The organism is Castellaniella hirudinis, assembly GCF_047468865.1.
In the GTDB taxonomy this organism is placed as follows: domain Bacteria; phylum Pseudomonadota; class Gammaproteobacteria; order Burkholderiales; family Burkholderiaceae_B; genus Castellaniella; species Castellaniella hirudinis_A.
Map to the genome: position 1 here is coordinate 145,112 of NZ_JBLGTV010000002.1, position 19,876 is coordinate 164,987.

General features: G+C 63.4%; 24 protein-coding genes. 5 read left to right on the forward strand and 19 right to left on the reverse strand.

The annotated features are described in order from the left end of the window. Positions 1-95: 95 nt before the first annotated feature. Positions 96-269 carry a hypothetical protein gene (locus ACMHYJ_RS04250; protein ID WP_414244968.1) on the reverse strand — a complete coding sequence of 58 codons (174 nt, stop codon included), beginning with the start codon at positions 267-269 and terminating at the stop codon, positions 96-98. Next, positions 269-1,816: an EAL domain-containing protein gene (locus tag ACMHYJ_RS04255; protein WP_414244969.1), complete on the reverse strand. Its 1,548-nt coding sequence runs from the start codon at positions 1,814-1,816 to the stop codon at positions 269-271. The genes ACMHYJ_RS04250 and ACMHYJ_RS04255 overlap by 1 nt, the downstream gene beginning before the upstream one ends. Before the next feature lie 165 nt (positions 1,817-1,981). Here ACMHYJ_RS04255 and ACMHYJ_RS04260 point away from each other — a divergent pair, with 165 nt between their 5' ends. The 4 genes from ACMHYJ_RS04260 to ACMHYJ_RS04275 all read left to right on the forward strand — a co-directional run bounded on the left by ACMHYJ_RS04260 (position 1,982) and on the right by ACMHYJ_RS04275 (position 6,670). Then, positions 1,982-2,734 (forward strand): TetR/AcrR family transcriptional regulator, encoded by a 753-nt coding sequence (locus ACMHYJ_RS04260; RefSeq protein ID WP_414244970.1) that lies wholly within the window; start codon positions 1,982-1,984, stop codon positions 2,732-2,734. A 170-nt stretch (positions 2,735-2,904) separates the two neighbouring features. Then, on the forward strand, positions 2,905-4,245 hold the full coding sequence (locus ACMHYJ_RS04265; RefSeq protein ID WP_414244971.1) for an OmpP1/FadL family transporter: 1,341 nt from the start codon (positions 2,905-2,907) through the stop codon (positions 4,243-4,245). An 87-nt stretch (positions 4,246-4,332) separates the two neighbouring features. After that, positions 4,333-4,959, forward strand: a complete 627-nt coding sequence (locus ACMHYJ_RS04270) for a chalcone isomerase family protein (RefSeq protein ID WP_414244972.1) — start codon at positions 4,333-4,335, stop codon at positions 4,957-4,959. A gap of 31 nt (positions 4,960-4,990) precedes the next feature. Further along, complete coding sequence (locus ACMHYJ_RS04275) at positions 4,991-6,670, forward strand: AMP-binding protein (protein WP_414244973.1); 1,680 nt, start codon at positions 4,991-4,993, stop codon at positions 6,668-6,670. A 118-nt stretch (positions 6,671-6,788) separates the two neighbouring features. On the opposite strand, the gene ACMHYJ_RS04280 is transcribed toward ACMHYJ_RS04275, so the two are convergent. The 17 genes from ACMHYJ_RS04280 to rpsL form a co-directional block, all read right to left on the reverse strand. Then, complete coding sequence (locus ACMHYJ_RS04280) at positions 6,789-7,199, reverse strand: ribonucleotide reductase subunit alpha (protein WP_414244974.1); 411 nt, start codon at positions 7,197-7,199, stop codon at positions 6,789-6,791. A gap of 85 nt (positions 7,200-7,284) precedes the next feature. Continuing rightward, entirely contained in the window at positions 7,285-9,078 is a 1,794-nt protein-coding gene (gene ggt, locus ACMHYJ_RS04285) for a gamma-glutamyltransferase (RefSeq protein WP_414244975.1), read from the reverse strand. Between the two features lie 137 nt (positions 9,079-9,215). Next, positions 9,216-9,497, reverse strand: a complete 282-nt coding sequence (gene rpsQ / locus ACMHYJ_RS04290; protein WP_414244976.1) for a 30S ribosomal protein S17 — start codon at positions 9,495-9,497, stop codon at positions 9,216-9,218. A 1-nt stretch (position 9,498) separates the two neighbouring features. Next, positions 9,499-9,690 carry a 50S ribosomal protein L29 gene (gene rpmC, locus ACMHYJ_RS04295; RefSeq protein ID WP_414244977.1) on the reverse strand — a complete coding sequence of 64 codons (192 nt, stop codon included), beginning with the start codon at positions 9,688-9,690 and terminating at the stop codon, positions 9,499-9,501. 11 nt (positions 9,691-9,701) lie between these two features. Further along, positions 9,702-10,118: a 50S ribosomal protein L16 gene (rplP, locus tag ACMHYJ_RS04300; protein ID WP_414244978.1), complete on the reverse strand. Its 417-nt coding sequence runs from the start codon at positions 10,116-10,118 to the stop codon at positions 9,702-9,704. Positions 10,119-10,120: 2 nt separating this feature from the next. After that, positions 10,121-10,906 (reverse strand): 30S ribosomal protein S3, encoded by a 786-nt coding sequence (rpsC, locus tag ACMHYJ_RS04305; protein ID WP_414244979.1) that lies wholly within the window; start codon positions 10,904-10,906, stop codon positions 10,121-10,123. A 9-nt stretch (positions 10,907-10,915) separates the two neighbouring features. Beyond that, complete coding sequence (rplV, locus tag ACMHYJ_RS04310; protein ID WP_043678994.1) at positions 10,916-11,245, reverse strand: 50S ribosomal protein L22; 330 nt, start codon at positions 11,243-11,245, stop codon at positions 10,916-10,918. Positions 11,246-11,248: 3 nt separating this feature from the next. Further along, positions 11,249-11,524: a 30S ribosomal protein S19 gene (gene rpsS / locus ACMHYJ_RS04315; protein ID WP_414244980.1), complete on the reverse strand. Its 276-nt coding sequence runs from the start codon at positions 11,522-11,524 to the stop codon at positions 11,249-11,251. A gap of 12 nt (positions 11,525-11,536) precedes the next feature. Continuing rightward, entirely contained in the window at positions 11,537-12,364 is an 828-nt protein-coding gene (gene rplB / locus ACMHYJ_RS04320) for a 50S ribosomal protein L2 (protein WP_414244981.1), read from the reverse strand. Continuing rightward, positions 12,365-12,661, reverse strand: a complete 297-nt coding sequence (gene rplW / locus ACMHYJ_RS04325; protein WP_414244982.1) for a 50S ribosomal protein L23 — start codon at positions 12,659-12,661, stop codon at positions 12,365-12,367. It lies immediately after the preceding gene. Then, entirely contained in the window at positions 12,658-13,281 is a 624-nt protein-coding gene (rplD, locus tag ACMHYJ_RS04330; RefSeq protein WP_414244983.1) for a 50S ribosomal protein L4, read from the reverse strand. Before rplD ends, rplW begins: the two co-directional genes overlap by 4 nt. Before the next feature lie 2 nt (positions 13,282-13,283). Beyond that, a complete protein-coding gene (rplC, locus tag ACMHYJ_RS04335; RefSeq protein WP_414244984.1) occupies positions 13,284-13,973 on the reverse strand; it encodes a 50S ribosomal protein L3 in 690 nt (229 codons plus the stop codon). A 417-nt stretch (positions 13,974-14,390) separates the two neighbouring features. Beyond that, positions 14,391-14,702 carry a 30S ribosomal protein S10 gene (rpsJ, locus tag ACMHYJ_RS04340; RefSeq protein WP_132477883.1) on the reverse strand — a complete coding sequence of 104 codons (312 nt, stop codon included), beginning with the start codon at positions 14,700-14,702 and terminating at the stop codon, positions 14,391-14,393. Positions 14,703-14,757: 55 nt separating this feature from the next. Beyond that, positions 14,758-15,948 carry an elongation factor Tu gene (gene tuf / locus ACMHYJ_RS04345; protein WP_414244985.1) on the reverse strand — a complete coding sequence of 397 codons (1,191 nt, stop codon included), beginning with the start codon at positions 15,946-15,948 and terminating at the stop codon, positions 14,758-14,760. 67 nt (positions 15,949-16,015) lie between these two features. After that, entirely contained in the window at positions 16,016-18,118 is a 2,103-nt protein-coding gene (gene fusA / locus ACMHYJ_RS04350; RefSeq protein WP_414244986.1) for an elongation factor G, read from the reverse strand. 30 nt (positions 18,119-18,148) lie between these two features. Continuing rightward, a complete protein-coding gene (rpsG, locus tag ACMHYJ_RS04355) occupies positions 18,149-18,619 on the reverse strand; it encodes a 30S ribosomal protein S7 (RefSeq protein WP_298014796.1) in 471 nt (156 codons plus the stop codon). A gap of 148 nt (positions 18,620-18,767) precedes the next feature. Beyond that, a complete protein-coding gene (gene rpsL, locus ACMHYJ_RS04360) occupies positions 18,768-19,142 on the reverse strand; it encodes a 30S ribosomal protein S12 (protein WP_322995767.1) in 375 nt (124 codons plus the stop codon). A gap of 265 nt (positions 19,143-19,407) precedes the next feature. Here rpsL and aroQ point away from each other — a divergent pair, with 265 nt between their 5' ends. Next, the gene (aroQ, locus tag ACMHYJ_RS04365; protein ID WP_414244987.1) at positions 19,408-19,863 is read left to right on the forward strand and encodes a type II 3-dehydroquinate dehydratase; all 456 of its coding nucleotides are present in this window, start codon (positions 19,408-19,410) and stop codon (positions 19,861-19,863) included. The last annotated feature ends 13 nt before the right edge of the window (positions 19,864-19,876 follow it).

A 19,876-nucleotide genomic window follows, 5' to 3' on the forward strand; every position in this document is an offset into this window, starting at 1 on the left:
GCGTAGCCAGTTTTGGTCCCGTCAAGCCTGCACAATCTGTGTGGGCTCTGGGTTGAAATTCCTGTTAGCGCAAACGATTTTGCGCTGAAACGAGATTACCAATCTTGCCCCACCCCGCTGTTTCGTCCTGTGCCAAGCTTTCCAACCCTTTGGTCAAAAAAGCCTGCCACCCGAAAACCGGAACTTGGGCCAAGAATCTGATTATAGATCAAAACCGCAAAAAACGCCAAGCCCGGCGAAACCGCCGCCGCAGCGTTGGGTTTTTGCATCAATACTGTCGCGGCAGCGCCCCGTATTCGAGCACCATGCTGCGCGTCGCCTCGTCATCGGCATCATCCACATAGACCCGGACACCCATGCCGATCGCGGTCTCGGTGACCGCCACCATCATCTGCACGCCGCCCGGGCTGGACAACAGGTCGCGCACGAAGGCGCCGCCCAGCTTGACGTAGCTGATGTCGATTTCGTGGATTTTCCGCAAGGCGTCGGGCTGCTGATCCAGCCCGCGCAGGCCCACGGCGATGCCCACGTGGTTGAGCCCCTGGGTAAATGCCTTGAAAGCGTCGAGATACCGCGTCAAGCCGTAGGCGTCGAGTTCGACGACCACACGCCGCAGCAGATCCTGGTCAGCAAAGGCGCAGATGCGGCGGACTTCGTCCAGATACTGCGAGTTCAGCAGCGAGGACACCGACATGCGCACCACCAGAACCCCGGGGTGTTCGCCCAGCCAGCTCAACGCCAGGGCCAGCGCCCGCATATCGCAATCGGAGGACAGCCCCAGGCGGGCGGCGGCGGGCATGAACAGATAACCGGACATGGGCGGCTGCAGCCCGCCGTCTTCGCGCAGGCTCAGTGAGGCTTCGTGGCGCTCGGTCAGGTCGTCGCCCTCGTAGCGCACCGTGCGCACCTCAAGCGACAGGCGGTCTTCATCCAGGGCCTGGGAGATCAAGGTGCGCCAGGAAGCTTCCCCCATGCGCAGTTCGCTGCTGTCGCGGTCTGCGTGAGAGAGGAATTCCACCTCGTCGTGCCCGGCGCTTTCGGCGCACATCAGCGCCAAATCCAGCCGGGTCAGGACTTCCTTGGGCGTGCACTGGACGGTGTAGTCCGTCAGGGCGAATGCCCAGCGGGACAGATTCTGGCTGTCCAGTTTGACGCGCAGGGTTTCAAACAGTTCGTGCAGGCGCTGGATGGGCCGCATGACCTCGGGCCCGCCCCCCACCGGCAACAAAACGGCAAAATCGGCGCCATTCAATCGGGCGGCCAGCGCCCTGGCCTGGGGATACTCGGCCAGGGTCTCGTGGACGCGGGTGCCCAGGAGATGCAGCCAATCGTCGATTTCCTGGCGGTCGCTTTGGTTTTGCAAACGCGCCATGTCGCGCTGGCGCACCAGCAGGACATAACCGCTGACGGCCCCCTGGCGCGCATCGTCGCGCAGCACGCGCTTCAGTTCGTTCAGGAAATACGCCCGGTTGGCCAAGCCCGTCACGGGGTCGCGGTTCAGCTCGATTTCGAGCTGCTCGATGCGCGCCATCTGTTCGTCCATGGAGGGGGCGACGCGTTCGCGCACTTCGTCGAGGAGTTCGGCGTCGTCCATGGATTCAGGGGGCTTGACCTTGATTTCAGGGCTGGCCGCAAAGGCTTCGGCCGCCGGCGTCCGGCGCAAGACCGCCAGCAGGGCCGCCACGAACAGCACCCAGAGCCCCGCCACCCCCAGCACCAGCCAGACCAAGGGCGCATCGATGGCCAGCATGCCAAACAGCAGGCCCACCACGACCAGCGTCGAAATCATCAGCAGCCGCCGCACCGATCCCATCATGCGTTCCTATTGCAAACTATGTAACCATGGAAGTGTATCCTTTGCCGGGCAAAAGCCCAACAGGTATCTATATACCCAGACCAGGATACCAGGGGCTAAGGGCTAACACGGATACTTTTTCCAGGCAGTTTGTGTATAGTTTTAAAACAAACGTTTGAACTACACATGACACTATCTCGATCCGCCCTCACCCGTGATGCCATTCTGGATGCCGCCGAGCACCTGTTCGCCGAACAGGGGCACGACAAGACATCCATGCGCCAGATCACCAAGACCGCCGACGTCAACCTGTCCGCGGTCAACTACCATTTCGGCTCCAAGGACGCCCTGATCGAAGCCGTATTCCAGCGCCGCCTGACGGCCCTGAACAACGAACGGCTGTCGATCCTGGATACGCTCGAAGCCAAGGCGCACGGCCTGCCGCTCAAGCCCTCGGCCATCGTCGAGGCGTACTTCGGGCCGCTGGTGCGACACGCCTGCAGCGCCGGGGCCGAACGCCGCGCCTTCATTCCCCTGCAAAGCGCCAACCAGTCCGACCCCAACGGGGCCATCACCGCCCTGTTCGAGGCCGAGCGCTCGGTGGTGGCGCACCGATTCACCCGGGCCCTGCTGACATCCCTGCCCGGCGTGCCCGAGGCCGAAATCGTCTGGCGCTTCCATTTCATGCTGGGCGCCACCGCATACGCCATCCTGGGGGCTGAAAGCTCCAGCCAGATTCTGAACCTCAACGGCGACAGCGGCCTGGATGCGCAAATCCTGCTGGATCGCCTTCTGGCCTTTCTCCTGGGCGGGCTGCGCGCGCCCCTGCCTTTTCAGGCCAAGGGGGCCGCCGAGGCGCCGGCGACGCCCGCCGACGGCCCGGCGGCCCGATCTTCTTTATCTCTTCAGGGGGATTCTATGCAAATCAACGATGGATAACCCCGCACGCCCGCCGGCCTGATCCCGGCGTCCCGCACCGCCCATCACGACACGCCCACCGGCGTTGTTTGGGCTTTTACTTAAGCAAATAGCCGTACCAAGCAGGTCGGCATGGGTATTTTTGCGCCTGAATTCTGGCAGGCCATCCCATTCACTCTGGAGCAGACACCATGAAACCACACCACCCGACCCGCATCCTGTCGGCGCTCATCATCGGCTTCGGCGGCATCGGCGTCGCCCACGCCGCCGGGTTCCAGTTGCTGGAACAGAACGCCAGCGGCATCGGCAGCGCCTATGCCGGATCCGCCGCCATCGCCGAAGACGCCAGCACTATTTACTTCAATCCCGCCGGCATGACGCTGCTGCCCGGCATGAACGTCAGCGCGGGCGCCGTGGGCATCAAGCCCAATTTTGAATTCTCGGACGGCGGCTCGACCGGGCCGACCACCTTCGGCGGCGCCCCGCTGGGGCCGCTGGGCGGCAACCCCACCGGCGGCGGCAATGGCGGCAATGCGGGCTCCTGGGGCCTGGTGCCCAATGCCTACTTCAGTTGGCAGGTTGCCGATCGCTGGTGGCTGGGCCTGGGCGTCGGCGCGCCCTTCGGCCTGATGACCGACTACGAAGAAGGCTGGGCGGGCCGCTACCACTCGGAAAAATTCTCCATCGAAAGCATCAACGTCAATCCCTCGGTCGCCTTCAAGGTCACCGATACCCTGTCTCTGGGCGCCGGGGTCAATTGGATGCAACTGAAGGCGGACTACCGCAAGGCGCAGTTCGTCCCCGGCCTGCTCGGGCCGGGCTCGGGCGGCGACCTCAATGCGAAGGTCGACGCCAAGGGCGACGGCTGGGGCTGGAACGTCGGCCTGACCTGGCAGGCCACGCCGGCCACCCGGGTGGGTCTGTCGTACCGCTCGAAGGTCAAGATCGACGCGGACGGCACCACCGATATTTCCAACCGCAGCGTCGGGGCCGCCATCAACATCCCCCTCATCGGCGGCCTGCAGGGTTCGTATGACGCGGATGCCTCGATCGAGCTGCCGGACACGGCCATCCTCAGCCTGGTTCATCAACTGGACGACCGCTGGACCCTGCTGGGCGACGTGTCCTGGACCGGCTGGAGCAGCATCCCCGAGCTGAAGATCCACAATGCCACCATCCCGGACGCCCACCTGGACTTGCGCTTCAAGGACGCCTGGCGCGTGGCCCTGGGCGCTCATTACCGCTACAGCGACCGCTGGACCTTCAAGGGCGGCGTGGCCTGGGATCAATCCCCTGTGCGCGACGCCGCGTACCGTCCCTCGGCCCTGCCCGACAATGACCGCTACTGGGTCTCGTTGGGGGCCAAATATCACTTCAATAAATCCACCAGCGTGGATATCGGCTACGCCCACCTGTTCGTCAAGAGCACCTCGGTGGACAACCACTCGGCCGACACCACGGCCGGCACGTTCAAGGGCGACTACAAGAGCAGCGCCGACCTGATCGGCGTGCAGTTCTCGCACCAATTCTAAACCTGCGGCGTCCTCCCCGGCGGCCCCGCTGCCGGGAGAGGACGCATCATCCGATCCACGATGTTTCAACCCGGAGTTGGCAATCTGATGAACACCGATCCACATCTTTTCCGTTTCCGATCCGCCCACCGCCTGATGCTGGCCGCCACGATACTGGCCGGCGCCGGCCTCTGGGCGCTGCCGCCCGCCGCCCAGGCGGTCACGATAGCCGCCATCGACGTCCCGGCGGAGCAAACCGTGAATGGCGCAAACCTCGTGCTCAACGGCGCGGGCCTGCGCCAGCGCTTTGTCTTCCAGGTGTATGTCGCCGCCCTGTACCGTCCCCAGGCCACACAAGACGTCCAAACCATCCTGGACAGCACGGAACCCCAGCTGCTGCGGCTGACGCTGCTGCGCGACATCAACAGCAAAGCCCTGACCGACGCCCTGAACGACGGCCTGAAGGCCAACAACACCGACGCCCAGCTGGCCGCCATGCACGACACCATCCAGACTTTCGAGGCGTTCATGAAAACCGGCGGCGAAGGAGCTTCCGGCGATCTGGTCGATATTCATTTCAACCAGGGCAAGGTCTCGGTATCATTCAAGGGCAAGGCGCTGGGCGAAGTCTCGGATCCGCGCTTCGCCACCGCCCTGCTCAAGGTCTGGCTGGGTGAAAAGCCCGCCCAGGAATCCCTGAAACAAGCCCTGCTGGGGCAGGCATCCGCCCACTGATTTTTTAGCAATCGCACGAAGGAAACCCACCATGGAACCGATCTGGCTGGAACACTACCCCAAGGGGGTGCCGGCGGACATCACCGACCAGGCTGCCGCCTGCGCCTCGCTGGCAGAGCTGTTTGAAGACAGCTGCCGTCAGTATGCGAACAATACGGCGTACATCAGCATGGGGGTCTCCATCACCTACGAGCAGACCCGGCAAAAAGCCCAGGCCTTCGCCGCGTGGCTGCAATCCCAGGGTGTCAAGAAAGGCGACCGCGTCGCCCTGATGATGCCCAACCTCCTGCAATATCCGATCTGCCTGTTCGGCACCCTGATGGCCGGCGCCGTGGTGGTCAACACCAACCCCCTGTATACGGCCCACGAGCTGCACCATCAGCTGGCCGATTCCGGTGCCACCACCGTGGTGGTGGCGGAAAACTTCGCGCGCACCCTGCAGGACGCCCTGCCCGGCACCGCCGTCCAGCGCATCGTGGTCACCGCCCTGGGCGACATGCTGGGCTTTCCCAAGCGCCTGGTCGTCAATCTGGTGGTGCGCCACGTCAAGAAAATGGTGCCCGCCTGGAACCTGCCCGGCGCGCATCGTTTCAACGACGTCCTGAAGGCGGGCCAACAGGCCGGCTTCCAGCGGCCCGCCCTGGCGCATGCCGACCTGGCCGCCCTGCAATACACCGGGGGCACCACTGGGGTCGCCAAAGGCGCGATGCTCAGTCACGGCAACCTGGTTTCCAACGTGATCCAGGCCTACAACTGGGTTCGCCCCTATTGCAAGGGCGAAAAAGAATGCGTGGTCACGGCCCTGCCGCTCTACCATATCTTTGCCCTGACGGCCAACTGCCTGACCTTCATGAAGCTGGGCGCCAGCAACCTGCTGATCGTCAATCCCCGCGACATCCCCGGGTTCGTCAAAGAACTGGGCACGGTCAAGTTCACCGCGCTCACCGGCGTCAACACGCTGTTCAATGCCCTGCTGAACAATCCCGATTTCGCCAAGCTGGACTTCAGCAGCCTGCATACGTCGCTGGGCGGCGGCATGGCTGTCCAGGAAGCCATCGCCCAGCGTTGGCTGCAGGTCACCGGCAAGCCCATCGCCCAGGCCTACGGCCTGACCGAAACCTCGCCGGCGGTCACCATCAACCCGCTGGACAAGGTCGATTTCAATGGCTCCATCGGCCTGCCGGTGCCCTCCACCCTGGTGGCCATCCGCGAAGACAACCGCGAAATGGCCATCGGCGAATCCGGCGAAATCTGCGTCAAGGGCCCCCAGGTCACGGCGGGCTACTGGAACCGCCCCGAGGAAACCGCCAAGACCTTCGATGCCGACGGCTGGCTGCTGACCGGCGACATCGGCTACATCAACGACAAGGGCTACGTGTTCCTGCTGGATCGCAAGAAAGACATGATCCTGGTGTCGGGCTTCAATGTGTATCCCAACGAAGTCGAAGCCGCCGCCATCGAGCACCCCGGCATCCTGGAGGCCGCCGCCATCGGGGTGCCCAGCGGGCATTCGGGCGAAGTCGTCAAGCTGTACGTGATCCGCAAAGACCCCGCCCTGACCGAGGCCGACGTCATCGCCCACTGCCGCAAGCTGCTGACCGGCTACAAGGTGCCTAAATTCGTGGAATTCCGCGAAGACCTGCCGCGCAGCAATGTCGGCAAGATCCTGCGCAAAGAATTGCGCAATCAGGTTCTGGCCGGCCCAGCCTGACCAGGCCCCGCCCACGGCGCGATGTTCCGGCCAGGCGCACGGGCAACCGGCGCGATGGCGTCGCGCCGCACAGGGCCGGGCGCACAGCAGCCGGCGTGGAGGCCGCGTCGGAAAACCGTCAAACGGCCCCGAAGATCAACGGGTCGCCCTGACGGTCAAACGCCAGCAGCGACCCGATCGTGCCGTATTTGATCATCTGCGTCATGCGCTGAAAAGCCATGTCGACATCCTTGTTATCGGGCAGATAGGCGCTTTGATCCGCCATGGCGGCCACAAACATCACCTGCCAGTCCTGTCCCGTGTGGCGCGATTCGGCCACCAGGGCGTCAAAGCCGGCGATTTCGGCCGGCGTTTTGTCCACGCACAGCAAAGGGGTCAGTTCGCCGCCCTCGCCACGCGCATGACTGGCTTTCTGGGCCACGGTGGCATCGTCGGGCACCCCGCTGGCCGCGAACACAAACAGCAGGCGCTGCGGTTCGGGCTGCTGGCGGGCGGCGGCCAGCAGGTCGTCAAAACAGGTGATGTCCATAGGATTGTCGCAGGCGGTGGTCGAAACAGCCCCCATCCTACAGGATCGGACGCCAGGTGGCTTTGCGGTTCATCAGACAAGACCATCATGGCAGCCCCAGGGCCGCGCCGTCCGGGTTGCGCGGATCCGATGCGCCATACATCACGCCCTCGCGGATCTGGATGGTCTGCGTCTTGCCCATCGCCGGCATGACGGCCACGTGCTGGCCATAGCTGCGCAGCAGCGCCAGTGTGTCGGGGCTCAGGCCTTTTTCCACCCGCAATTGATCGGGCCACCACTGGTGGTGGAAACGCGGCATGGCGGCGGCCTCGGCGGGATTCATCCCGAAGTCGATGGCATCCACCACGGCTTCCAGCACCGTCGTGATGATGCGTGCGCCGCCCGGACTGCCGGTCACCAGCCACGGCCGGCCGTCTTTCAGAACCAGGGTCGGCGTCATCGAAGACAGCGGCCGCTTGCCCGGCGCAATGGCGTTGGCCGCGCCGCCGATCAGGCCATACACATTGGCCACACCCGGCTTGGCCGAAAAATCGTCCATTTCGTTGTTGAGCAGTATGCCGGTGCCGGCGGCCACCATGCCGCTGCCGAAATGGGTGTTCAGCGTGTAGGTCACCGCCACCGCATTGCCGGCCGCATCGGCCACCGAAAAATGCGTGGTCTGATCGCCTTCAATGGGCTGCGGCCTGCCGGGCCGGATGTCGGCCGATGGCCGCGCGCGCGTGGCCTGTATCGTGGCCGCCAGGGCGCGGGCATAGGGCTTGGCGGTCAGCCCCGCCACGGGCACCGGGACGAAGTCGGTATCGCCCAGATATTCGGCGCGGTCGGCATACGCCAGCTTCATGGCTTCGGCCATGTGCTGGATGGTCTGGGCGCTGCCCGCGCCCCAGCTCCCGACCGGCCAGGCTTCCATCATGTTCAAAATCTGCACCAGATGGATGCCGCCGGAACTGGGCGGCGGCATCGTGACCACGCGATAGCCCCGGTAATCGCCCACGATGGGGTCGCGCTCGACCACCCGGTACTCGGCCAGGTCTTGCGCCGTGATCAGGCCGCCGTGCCGGGCCATATCCGCCGCGATTTTCCGGCCGATGGCCCCGCGATAGAAGGCCTCGGCCCCTTGCGCGGCAATCAGGCGCAAGGACTGCGCCAGATCCTTCTGCACCAGCCAGTCGCCCGCCCTCAGCGGCTGCCCGCCGCGCCAGAAAATCGCCCGGGTGGCGGGCCACCGGCCCATCGTCTTGGCGGTCTTGGCCAGGGCTTCGGCCAGCGTCGGGCTGACGGGATAGCCGCGCTCGGCCAGGCGGATGGCCGGGGCCATCACCTGCGCCAAGGGCAGTGTCCCCCACTGCCGCTGGGCATGGGTCAAGCCCGCCACGCTGCCCGGCACCCCCACCGCCAGGGGCGTGAACAGGGATCGGCCCTCGGCGACCTCTCCGCGCTCATCCAGGTACATGTCGCGCGTGGCGCGGCGCGGCGCCATTTCGCGGAAATCCAGGGCGATGTCGCGGTCATCCCGGGCGGTATGCACCATCATGAAGCCCCCGCCGCCCAGGTTCCCGGCATTGGGCAGAACCACAGCCAGGGCAAAACCCACCGCCACGGCGGCATCCACGGCATTGCCCCCGGCCCGCAGCATATCCAGGCCCGCCTGGCTGGCCAGCGCCTGCTCGGATACCACCATACCGCGCCGGGCAACCGCCGGATGGAAGATATCCATGCTGAAATCGTAGGCGGCGGCGGCCGCCACTGCCGTGGCGGTCGTCGGCGGCGGGGATGCCCGCGGCGGCGTGACCGCGACGTCCGGCCGCGGCGTGGCGCAAGCCCCCAGCAACAGCGCCAGCACCGCCGGCGCGGCCCATCGGCCACAGGATGGCTTCATTGTGTTCTCCTTCCACTGCTTGCCTGCCGCCACCCTACCACAGCCGCCGCCATGCAAAAAGCCCCGCCGAAGCGGGGCTTTTTGCAGACTGCCGAAGGGCCGCCAAGCGCGGAGGACCGTCTTGGCGGCCTGTGCGATCAGATGATGCGCACGGCTTCGACCAGGCGCACCACCGTCCAGGACTTGGACTTGGAGATGGGCCGGCCTTCGGCGATTTCCACGGTATCGCCCTCGTTGAACTGGTTGGCTTCGTCGTGCGCCTTGTATTTGGCGGTGCGGTTGACGAACTTGCCCAGCACGGGGTGCTTGACGCGGGTCTGGACGCTGACGACGACCGTCTTGTCCATTTTGTTGCTGACGACCTTGCCGACCAGCGTGCGTTGACGCTTGGCGGTGTCTTTTTGGGTTTCGGTAGTCATGTTACTTTCCTGCGTTCTCAGTCATGATGGTGCGGATGCGCGCGATGTCGCGGCGCACCTTGCCCAACTGGCTGGTGTTGGAAAGCTGCTGAGTGGCACGCTGCATGCGCAGGTTGAAATGTGCCTTCAGCAGGCTCTCGAGCTCGGACTGGAGCCCGGCGGCGTCTTTTTCGCGCAGTTCACTGGCTTTCATGTGTTTACCCCTTAGGCGCCCACGCGGCGCGACACAAAGGTCGTGCGCAAGGGCAGCTTGGCGGCAGCCAGACGGAATGCTTCGCGCGCGACTTCTTCGGACACGCCTTCCATTTCGTACAGCATTTTGCCAGGTTGGATTTCAGCGACCCAGAACTCTGGATTGCCCTTGCCTTTACCCATCCGAACTTCGGCGGGTTTCTGCGAAATGGGCTTGTCCGGGAAGATCCGGATCCAGATGCGGCCGCCACGCTTGATGTGACGGTTGATGGCGCGACGGGCGGCCTCGATCTGGCGGGCCGTCAGACGGCCGCGATCGGTGGCTTTCAGGCCGAATTCGCCAAAAGACACATTGACGCCGCGCGTCGCCAGGCCGGTGTTGCGGCCTTTTTGCTCTTTGCGGTATTTCCTGCGGGAGGGTGACAACATGATTATTCTCCTTCGGGCGCGGGCGCGGCCGATGCCGCATCACGGCGCGGGCCACGGCCACGGCCACCAGGGCGGCCGGGACGGTCGCCACGCGGCGCGCGGCGCGGACGGCGTTCGTCGTCACGCGGGCCGGCGGCGGTTTCAACCGGGAAGTCGCCATTGGGCTGCATATCGCCCTTGTAGACCCAGACCTTGATCCCGATGATGCCATAGGTGGTTTGGGCTTCGGACGTGCCGTAGTCGATGTGGGCGCGCAGGGTGTGCAGGGGCACACGGCCTTCGCGATACCATTCGGTACGGGCGATTTCGATGCCGTTCAGACGGCCCGAGGACATGATCTTGATGCCCTGGGCGCCCAGGCGCATGGCGTTCTGCATGGCGCGTTTCATGGCGCGGCGGAACATGATGCGCTTTTCGAGCTGCTGGGCGATCGAGTCGGCGATCAGCTGGGCATCGGTTTCCGGCTTGCGGATTTCCTCGATGTTGACGTGCACGGGCACGCCCATCAGGCGCTGCAGATCGGCCTTCAGGTTTTCGATGTCCTCGCCGCGACGGCCGATGACCACGCCCGGACGGGCCGAGTACACGGTGATGCGGGCATTCTTGGCGGGGCGCTCGATGACGATGCGGCCAACCGATGCGGATTTGAGTTTCTTCTTCAGGTATTCACGCACGCGAATGTCTTCGGCCAGCATGCTGCCGTAGACCTTGTCGTTGGCGTACCAGCGAGAAGTCCAGTTGTGGTTGACCGCCAGGCGGAACCCGATTGGGTGGATTTTCTGTCCCATAGCGACTCCTTAGGCCCCGACCTTGACCACGATGTGGCAGGTCTGCTTTTCGATGCGGTTACCACGGCCCTTGGCGCGCGCCGAGAAACGCTTCATCGACTGGGCTTTGTCGACGTAGATGGTGGTGACCTTCAGTTCGTCGATATCGGCACCGTCGTTGTGCTCGGCATTGGCAATCGCCGATTCGAGCGCTTTCTTGAGGATGCCGGCCGCCTTTTTGGGGCTGAACGTCAGGATGTTGAGCGCGTGCGCCACGGATTTTCCGCGGATCAGATCCGCCACCAGGCGGGTCTTCTGGGCGGAAATATGCACGCCACGAATGACTGCGGTGGTTTCCATGGCTTACCTCTTGGCCTTTTTATCCGCTGCGTGCCCCTTGAAGGTGCGCGTCAGGGAAAATTCGCCAAGCTTGTGGCCGACCATATTCTCGTTGATATAGACGGGAACGTGCTGGCGGCCGTTATGCACGGCAATAGTCAGCCCGATGAACTCGGGCAAAATGGTAGAACGGCGCGACCAGGTCTTGATCGGCTTTTTTTCCTTGCCCCCGACGGCGGCATCGACCTTTTTGATCAGATGCGCATCGACGAATGGGCCTTTCTTGATCGAACGTGACATAGTGTTCGCCCCTTATTTGCGCTTGCGGCGCGAGACAATCATATTGTCTGTGCGCTTGTTACGACGGGTCCGGTAGCCCTTGGTGGGAGTCCCCCACGGGCTGACGGGTTCGCGGCCTTCGCCAGTGCGGCCTTCGCCGCCGCCATGCGGGTGATCCACCGGGTTCATGGCCACGCCACGAACGGTCGGACGCACCCCGCGCCAGCGCACTGCGCCGGCCTTGCCGATCTGGCGCAGGCTGTGTTCGCCGTTGCTGACTTCGCCGATGGTGGCGCGGCAATCGATGTGGATGCGGCGGACTTCGCCGGAACGCAGGCGAACCTGGGCGTAAACGCCTTCGCGGGCCATCAGCACGGCGGACGCGCCGGCCGAACGGGCGATCTGGGCGCCCTTGCCCGGCTGCATTTCGATGCAGTGGATGGTGGAGCCCACAGGAATGGCGCGGATCGGCAGCGTGTTGCCGGCGCGAATCGGGGCTTCGAGGCCCGAGACCACGGACGCGCCGACGGCCAGGCCGCGCGGTGCGATGATGTAGCGGCGTTCGCCATCGGCATAGCACAGCAGCGCCAGGTGAGCGGTGCGGTTGGGGTCGTATTCCAGGCGTTCGACGCGGGCGACGATGCCGTCCTTGTTGCGGCGGAAATCGACGACGCGATAGTGCTGCTTATGACCGCCCCCGCGATGGCGCACGGTGATGTGGCCGTTGTTGTTGCGCCCGGAGCCCCGGGATTTGGGTTCCAGCAGGGGGGCATAGCCCGGGCCCTTGTGCAGCTCGGGGTGCACGACCTTGATCATGCCCCGGCGGCCGGCGGATGTGGGTTTGACTTTTACCAGCGGCATTTAGTTCACCTCCGTAAAGTCGATTTCCTGGCCCGCCTTGAGCGACACATAGGCCTTGCGTTCGTTGCGGCGACGGCCAATGAAGCGGCCAAAGCGTTTTTCCTTGCCCTTGCGGTTGGAAACCTGCACGGAATCGACCTCGACCTTGAACAGGAGTTCGATGGCGGCCTTGATCTCGGGCTTGGTGGCATCGGCGACAACGCGGAAAGCGACCTGGTTGTTTTTTTCGGCAATCATCGTGGCCTTTTCAGTGACCACGGGTGCCAGAATGACTTGCATCAGACGTTCGGCATTCATCCCAGCAACTCCTCGAGTTGGGCGATCGCCGACTTGGTGACCAGCACTTTCTTGTAGTGGACCAGGGACAGCGGATCGGCGTAGCGCGTTTCAATCACCGCCACGTTGGGCAGGTTGCGCGTCGCGAGATAGACGTTCTCGTCCATGGCATCAGTGATGATGAGGACGGATTCGGTAATGCCCAAATCCTTCAGCTTGGCCGCGGCCAGCTTGGTTTTGGGGGCTTCCAGGGTGAAGGATTCGACCACGGCCAGACGGTCTTCGCGCACCAGCTGCGAGAAAATGGCGCGCAAGCCGGCGCGGTACATTTTCTTGTTGACCTTGTGGCTGAAGTTTTCGTCGGGCGAATTGGGGAACGCACGGCCACCCCCACGCCAGATCGGCGAGGACGTCATGCCCGAACGGGCACGGCCGGTGCCTTTCTGGCGCCACGGCTTCTTGGTGGAGTGCTTGACGGTTTCGCGGTTTTTCTGCGCGCGGTTGCCCATGCGGGCATTGGCCTGATAGGCCACCACGATCTGATGCACCAGCGCTTCGTTGAATTCGCGGCCGAAGATTTCGTCGGCGCCCGCAACGGTGGCCGAGGACTGACCCTGATCATTCAGGAGCTTGAGTTCCATGATTAGGCTCCTTTCTTGGGTGCGGCCTTGATGGCCGGACGCACGACGATGTCGGCATTCTTGTGGCCGGGGACGGCGCCGCGCACCAGCAGCAAGCCGCGTTCGGCGTCGACACGCACGACATCCAGGTTCTGCACCGTGGTGGTGACATCGCCCAGGTGACCGGACATCTTCTTGCCGGGAAACACGCGGCCGGGGTCTTGAGCCTGGCCGATGGAACCGGGCACGCGGTGCGAGCGCGAGTTGCCGTGGGAAGTGCGCTGGGCGCCGAAATTATGGCGCTTGATGGTGCCGGCAAAGCCCTTACCGATGCTGGTGCCGGTGACATCGACCTGCTGGCCGGCCTGGAAGACGGATTCCACGGCCACCACGGCGCCTGCCGTGTATTCGGCGGCCACGACGGGGTCGAGGCGGAATTCCTTCAGGATGGCGCCGGCTTCGATGCCGGCCTTGGCATAGTGGCCCGCCTGGGCCTTGGCCACGCGGGAAGCGCGACGCGTGCCATAAGCCAACTGCACTGCTGCATAGCCGTCGATTTCAGGCGTCTTGACCTGGGCGACGCGGTTGTTGGACACGTCCAGCACAGTTACCGGGATGGAATCGCCTTCCTCGGTAAAGATGCGGGTCATGCCGACTTTGCGCCCCACAAGCCCGAGGCGCCAGGCCGCGGGCGTAGGTGTCGAATTCGACATTGTTTTCTCCGGGGCATTAAAGCCCTTAAGCTTGAATCCCAAGTACGATTGCTTGGGGCTTGGGTACTGCGGTTGCTTGTGCTGCGGCTGCTTGTATGCCGCCTGGATACTGCGGTTTTACAGCCAGCCCATGACCGAAAACAGGCAATGGGCGCGCGTGCACCTATTGCCAATATACGACCAAGCCTTAAATTCTAGCACTTGACCAGTTTTTGATCAAGTGGTTGGCCCTATTTACCTATTTGCGTTGGCGCAACGACGGCAGGCACCTCGCCGCGTGTGCTGCCCGGTCGAGCGGAGGCCGGCCGCATGCGCGACAGAAAACGCAGCCGCAAAAACCGGAACGCCCCCGTGGCATCCTGTGCGACGGGGGCGCTGGCACGGTGCTTCCGGCGGGCCGGAAGCGCTGCGAACCGTTTACTGCAGTGCGATTTCGACATCCACGCCGGCGGGCAGATCCAGGCGCATCAGCGCGTCCACGGTCTTGTCGGTGGGATCGACGATGTCCATCAGGCGCTGATGCGTGCGCATTTCGAACTGGTCACGCGACGTCTTGTTGACGTGCGGCGAACGCAGCACGTCGTAGCGGCGAATACGCGTGGGCAGTGGCACGGGACCACGAACCACGGCGCCCGTGCGTTTGGCCGTATCGACAATCTCGGCGGCGGATTGGTCGATCAGCTTGTAATCAAACGCCTTCAGGCGGATGCGGATTTTTTGGTTTTTCATGGGAATCCCTAAAGAACGAGACTAGGCGGGGGCGAAGCCCCCGCCAGCGCACCAATTACTTGTTGATTTTGGCGACGACGCCGGCGCCGACGGTGCGGCCGCCTTCGCGGATGGCGAAGCGCAGGCCTTCTTCCATGGCGATCGGCGCAATCAGGCTGACCTTCATGGAAACGTTATCGCCCGGCAGCACCATTTCCTTGTCTTCGGGCAGCTCGATCGTGCCGGTCACGTCCGTCGTGCGGAAGTAGAACTGCGGACGATAGCCCTTGAAGAACGGCGTGTGGCGGCCGCCTTCGTCCTTGGACAGAATGTAGACCTCGGCGTCGAAGTCCGTGTGCGGATGGATCGAGCCGGGCTTGGCCAGCACCTGGCCGCGCTCGACTTCCTCGCGCTTGGTGCCGCGCAGCAAAATACCGACGTTATCGCCCGCTTCGCCCTGATCCAGCAGCTTGCGGAACATTTCCACGCCCGTGCAGGTGGTCTTGACCGTGTCGTGAATGCCGACGATCTCGATTTCCTCGCCCACCTTGATCACGCCGCGCTCGATGCGGCCCGTCACCACCGTGCCGCGACCCGAGATCGAGAACACGTCTTCCACAGGCATCAGGAACGTGCCGTCCACGGCGCGCTCGGGCTGGGGAATATAGGTGTCCAGCGCCTCGGCCAGGGCCATGATGGCCTGCGAACCCAGGGGGCCTTCGTCGCCGTCGAGCGCCAGCTTGGCCGAACCCTTGATGATCGGCGTGTCGTCGCCCGGAAAGTCGTACTTGGAGAGCAGCTCGCGCACTTCCATTTCGACCAGTTCCAGCAGTTCTTCGTCGTCGACCATGTCGCACTTGTTCAGGAACACGACGATGTAGGGCACGCCCACCTGGCGCGCCAGCAGGATGTGTTCGCGCGTTTGCGGCATGGGGCCGTCAGCGGCCGAGCACACCAGAATCGCGCCGTCCATCTGGGCCGCGCCCGTGATCATGTTCTTCACGTAGTCGGCGTGGCCCGGGCAGTCCACGTGCGCGTAGTGGCGGTTGGCCGTTTCGTATTCCACGTGCGAGGTGCTGATGGTGATGCCGCGCGCCTTTTCCTCGGGCGCGTTGTCGATCTGGTCGTAGCCCTTGGCTTCGCCGCCCATCGCCTTGGCCAGCACCGTCGTGATCGCCGCCGTCAGCGTCGTCTTGCCGTGGTCAACGTGCCCGATCGTACCCACGTTCACGTGCGGTTTGGTCCGTTCAAACTTACCTTTTGCCATGATGATTCCTGTAATTTCCTAGGAAATAAAAGAGGTTTCGCCCCGACCCGCAGGCCGGGACCAATAATTACTTGCCGCGAGCGGCGATGACTTCTTCGGCCACGTTGCGCGGGGCCTCTGCGTACTGCTTGAATTCCATCGTGTAGGTGGCGCGGCCTTGCGTCTGTGAACGCAGGCTGGTCGCATAACCGAACATTTCGGCCAGGGGAACCTCGGCCTTGATGTTCTTGCCGCCGCCCGGGATGTCATCCATGCCCTGAACCATGCCGCGCCGCGAGGACAAATCGCCCATCACCGTGCCGGCGTAGTCTTCCGGGGTCTCGACTTCCACGTGCATCATGGGTTCGAGCAGCACCGGGCTGGCCTTGCGCATGCCTTCCTTGAAGGCCATGGAGCCGGCCATCTTGAAGGCGTTTTCGTTCGAGTCCACGTCGTGGTACGAACCGAAGAACAGCGTCACCTTGACGTCGACCACCGGATAGCCGGCCACCACGCCCGCAGGCAGGGTTTCCTGGATGCCCTTGTCGACCGCCGGGATGAACTCACGCGGCACCACCCCGCCCTTGATGGCGTCCACGAATTCGTAGCCGCTGCCGGGTTCCAGGGGTTCGAGCTTGAGCACGACGTGGCCGTACTGGCCGCGCCCGCCGGATTGCTTGACGAACTTGCCTTCGACTTCTTCGCAGGTCTTGCGGATGGTTTCGCGGTAGGCCACCTGGGGCTTGCCGACGTTGGCTTCGACGTTGAATTCGCGGCGCATGCGGTCGACCAGCACTTCGAGGTGCAGTTCGCCCATGCCGGAGATGATGGTCTGGCCGGATTCTTCGTCGCTGTGCACGCGGAAGGACGGATCTTCAGCCGCCAGGCGCGACAGGGCGATGCCCATTTTTTCCTGGTCGGCCTTGGACTTGGGTTCGACGGCCTGGGAAATCACGGGTTCCGGGAACTCCATTTTTTCGAGCAGGACGTGATCGCCCACGTCGCACAGGGTTTCACCCGTGGTGACGTCTTTCAGGCCCACGACGGCGGCGATGTCGCCAGCCACGACTTCTTTGAGTTCGGCGCGGTTGTTGGCGTGCATCTGCAGGATGCGGCCGATGCGTTCTTTCTTGCCCTTGATGGGGTTGAAGACGGTATCGCCGGACTTCAGCACGCCCGAGTACACGCGGATGAAGGTCAATTGGCCAACGAACGGGTCGGTCATCAGCTTGAAGGCCAGGGCCGCCAGTTTTTCGCTGTCGTCGGCCTTGCGGGTGACCACATTGCCTTCGTCGTCCGTGCCTTCCATCGGGGGGATGTCCACCGGGGAGGGCAGGTAGTCGATGACCGCGTCCAGCATGCGCTGCACGCCCTTGTTCTTGAAGGCGGTGCCGCACAGCATCGGCTGGATTTCACCCGCGATGGTGCGCAGGCGAATACCCTTGTCGATTTCCTGTTCGGTGAGTTCGCCGTCTTCGAGGTACTTGTTCATCAGTTCCTCGTTGGCTTCGGCGGCGGCTTCGACCAGGTTTTCGCGCCACTTGGCGGCTTCTTCGGCCATTTCGGCAGGCACATCGATGTAATCGAACTTGGTGCCCTGAGAGGCTTCATCCCAGATAATGCCTTTCATCTTGGTCAGGTCGATGACGCCCTTGAAGGTGTCCTCGGCCCCGATGGGGATGACGATAGGCACAGGGTTGGCCTTCAGACGCGTGCGCATCTGCTCGTAGACCTTGAAGAAGTTGGCGCCGGTGCGATCCATCTTGTTGACGAAGGCCAAGCGCGGCACGCCGTACTTGTTGGCCTGACGCCAGACGGTTTCGGACTGCGGCTGCACGCCGCCCACGGCGCAATACACCATGCAGGCGCCATCCAGCACCCGCATGGAGCGTTCGACTTCGATGGTGAAGTCCACGTGGCCCGGGGTGTCGATGATGTTGATGCGGTGTTCGTCGTACTGGTGTTCCATCCCCCTCCAGAAGGCAGTGGTGGCCGCCGACGTGATGGTGATGCCGCGTTCCTGCTCCTGCTCCATCCAGTCCATGGTGGCGGAGCCCTCATGGGTTTCGCCAATCTTGTGGTTGACGCCGGTGTAGAACAGAATGCGCTCGGTCGTGGTGGTCTTGCCGGCATCAATGTGCGCGGAAATACCGATGTTGCGGTAGCGCTGGATAGGGGTCTTGCGAGACATGATGTGTTTCCTGGTGAATGGCCGGTCGGATTACCAACGGAAGTGGCTGAAGGCCTTGTTGGCTTCTGCCATCTTGTGGGTGTCCTCGCGTTTTTTCATGGCGCCGCCGCGGCCTTCGGCGGCGTCCATGAGTTCGCCCGCCAGACGCAGATCCATGGACTTCTCGCCGCGTTTCTTGGCGGCTTCGCGCAACCAACGCATGGCCAGGGCCAGGCGGCGCACGGGGCGGACTTCGACCGGAACCTGGTAATTGGCACCACCCACGCGGCGGGACTTGACTTCGACCACGGGCTTGATGTTGTTGATGGCGGTATTGAAGACTTCGATGGGTTCCTTCCCGGTTTTGGCCTGGATCTGGTCAAAGGCGCCATACACGATGCGTTCCGCCACGGCTTTTTTGCCGGACAGCATGACGACGTTCATGAATTTGGCCAGCTCGACACTGCCGAACTTGGGATCTGGGAGGATTTCACGCTTGGGTACTTCGCGACGACGAGGCATTTCGATTTCCTTGTGACGATTCAGTTGAGCCGCACTGTGCGGCCACGGCTTCCATCAGGAGAGCCACTTACCTGCCAAAGCCAAATGGCCCTGGCTGCACGTTGTTGGCCGATACACGGCCGATGGGGAACGGCAGAACGGCGGTTGATTACTTCTTGGGCCGCTTGGCGCCGTATTTGGAACGGGCCTGCTTGCGGTCTTTCACGCCTTGGAGGTCGAGCGACCCGCGCACGATGTGATAGCGCACACCCGGCAAGTCCTTGACCCGGCCGCCCCGCACCAGAACCACGGAGTGTTCTTGCAGGTTGTGGCCTTCGCCGCCGATGTACGAGATGACCTCGTAGCCATTGGTAAGGCGCACCTTGGCGACCTTGCGCAGGGCGGAGTTAGGCTTTTTAGGAGTGGTGGTGTACACGCGGGTGCACACGCCACGGCGCTGGGGGCAGTTTTCCAGGGCCGGGCTCTTGCTGTTTTCGCGGCTGACCTGGCGCGGCTTGCGCAGCAGTTGAGCAATGGTAGGCATGACCTTTTATGCTTCCTTTGTACTTGCGTACTTTACGTCGATGTTCAGGTGACATGTACAAAATCCGCCTGACACGAATACGTAAAAGAGCGGGCCTTGCACAATCCACCCCGGGTTTTTGCGGCCCGGGTTTGCCCGGGTGGTTTCCCGGGCGCGGCTACTACACAAATAGCCCACTTGCTTGGCGCATACCAGAAGCGGGCCTTTATTTGATAAGCCATCCAGTGTAGCATGCAATCTTCTGGAACAGCAAGAAGATCTAGCCATGAACATCCTTGTCCTGCACGGCGTCAACCTGAACCTGTTCGGCCAGCGCGACCCGGCCCAATACGGCACGGTGACGTTGGCCGATATCGACCGGCAACTGCATCGGCTGGCGGCGGAACTGCAGGTACGGCTGGACTGCTTCCAGACCAACCACGAAGGCGTCATGGTCGAGCGCATCCACCAGGCGCACGCCGACGGCGCCGACGCCGTGCTGATCAACGCGGGCGCCTGGACGCACTACAGCTACGCCATCCGCGACGCCCTGGCGATCCTGCGCCGCCCGGTGATCGAAGTGCACATGTCCAACATCCATGCCCGCGAAGCCTTCCGCCACGAATCCGTGCTGGCCCCGATCGTGCGCGGGCAAATCTGCGGTTTCGGCGCGGACAGTTATCTGCTGGGCCTGCGGGCGGCCGTGGGGGCGATTTCCCCCGCCCGCGCAAAAACGCAATAGCCGCCCGGGGCAC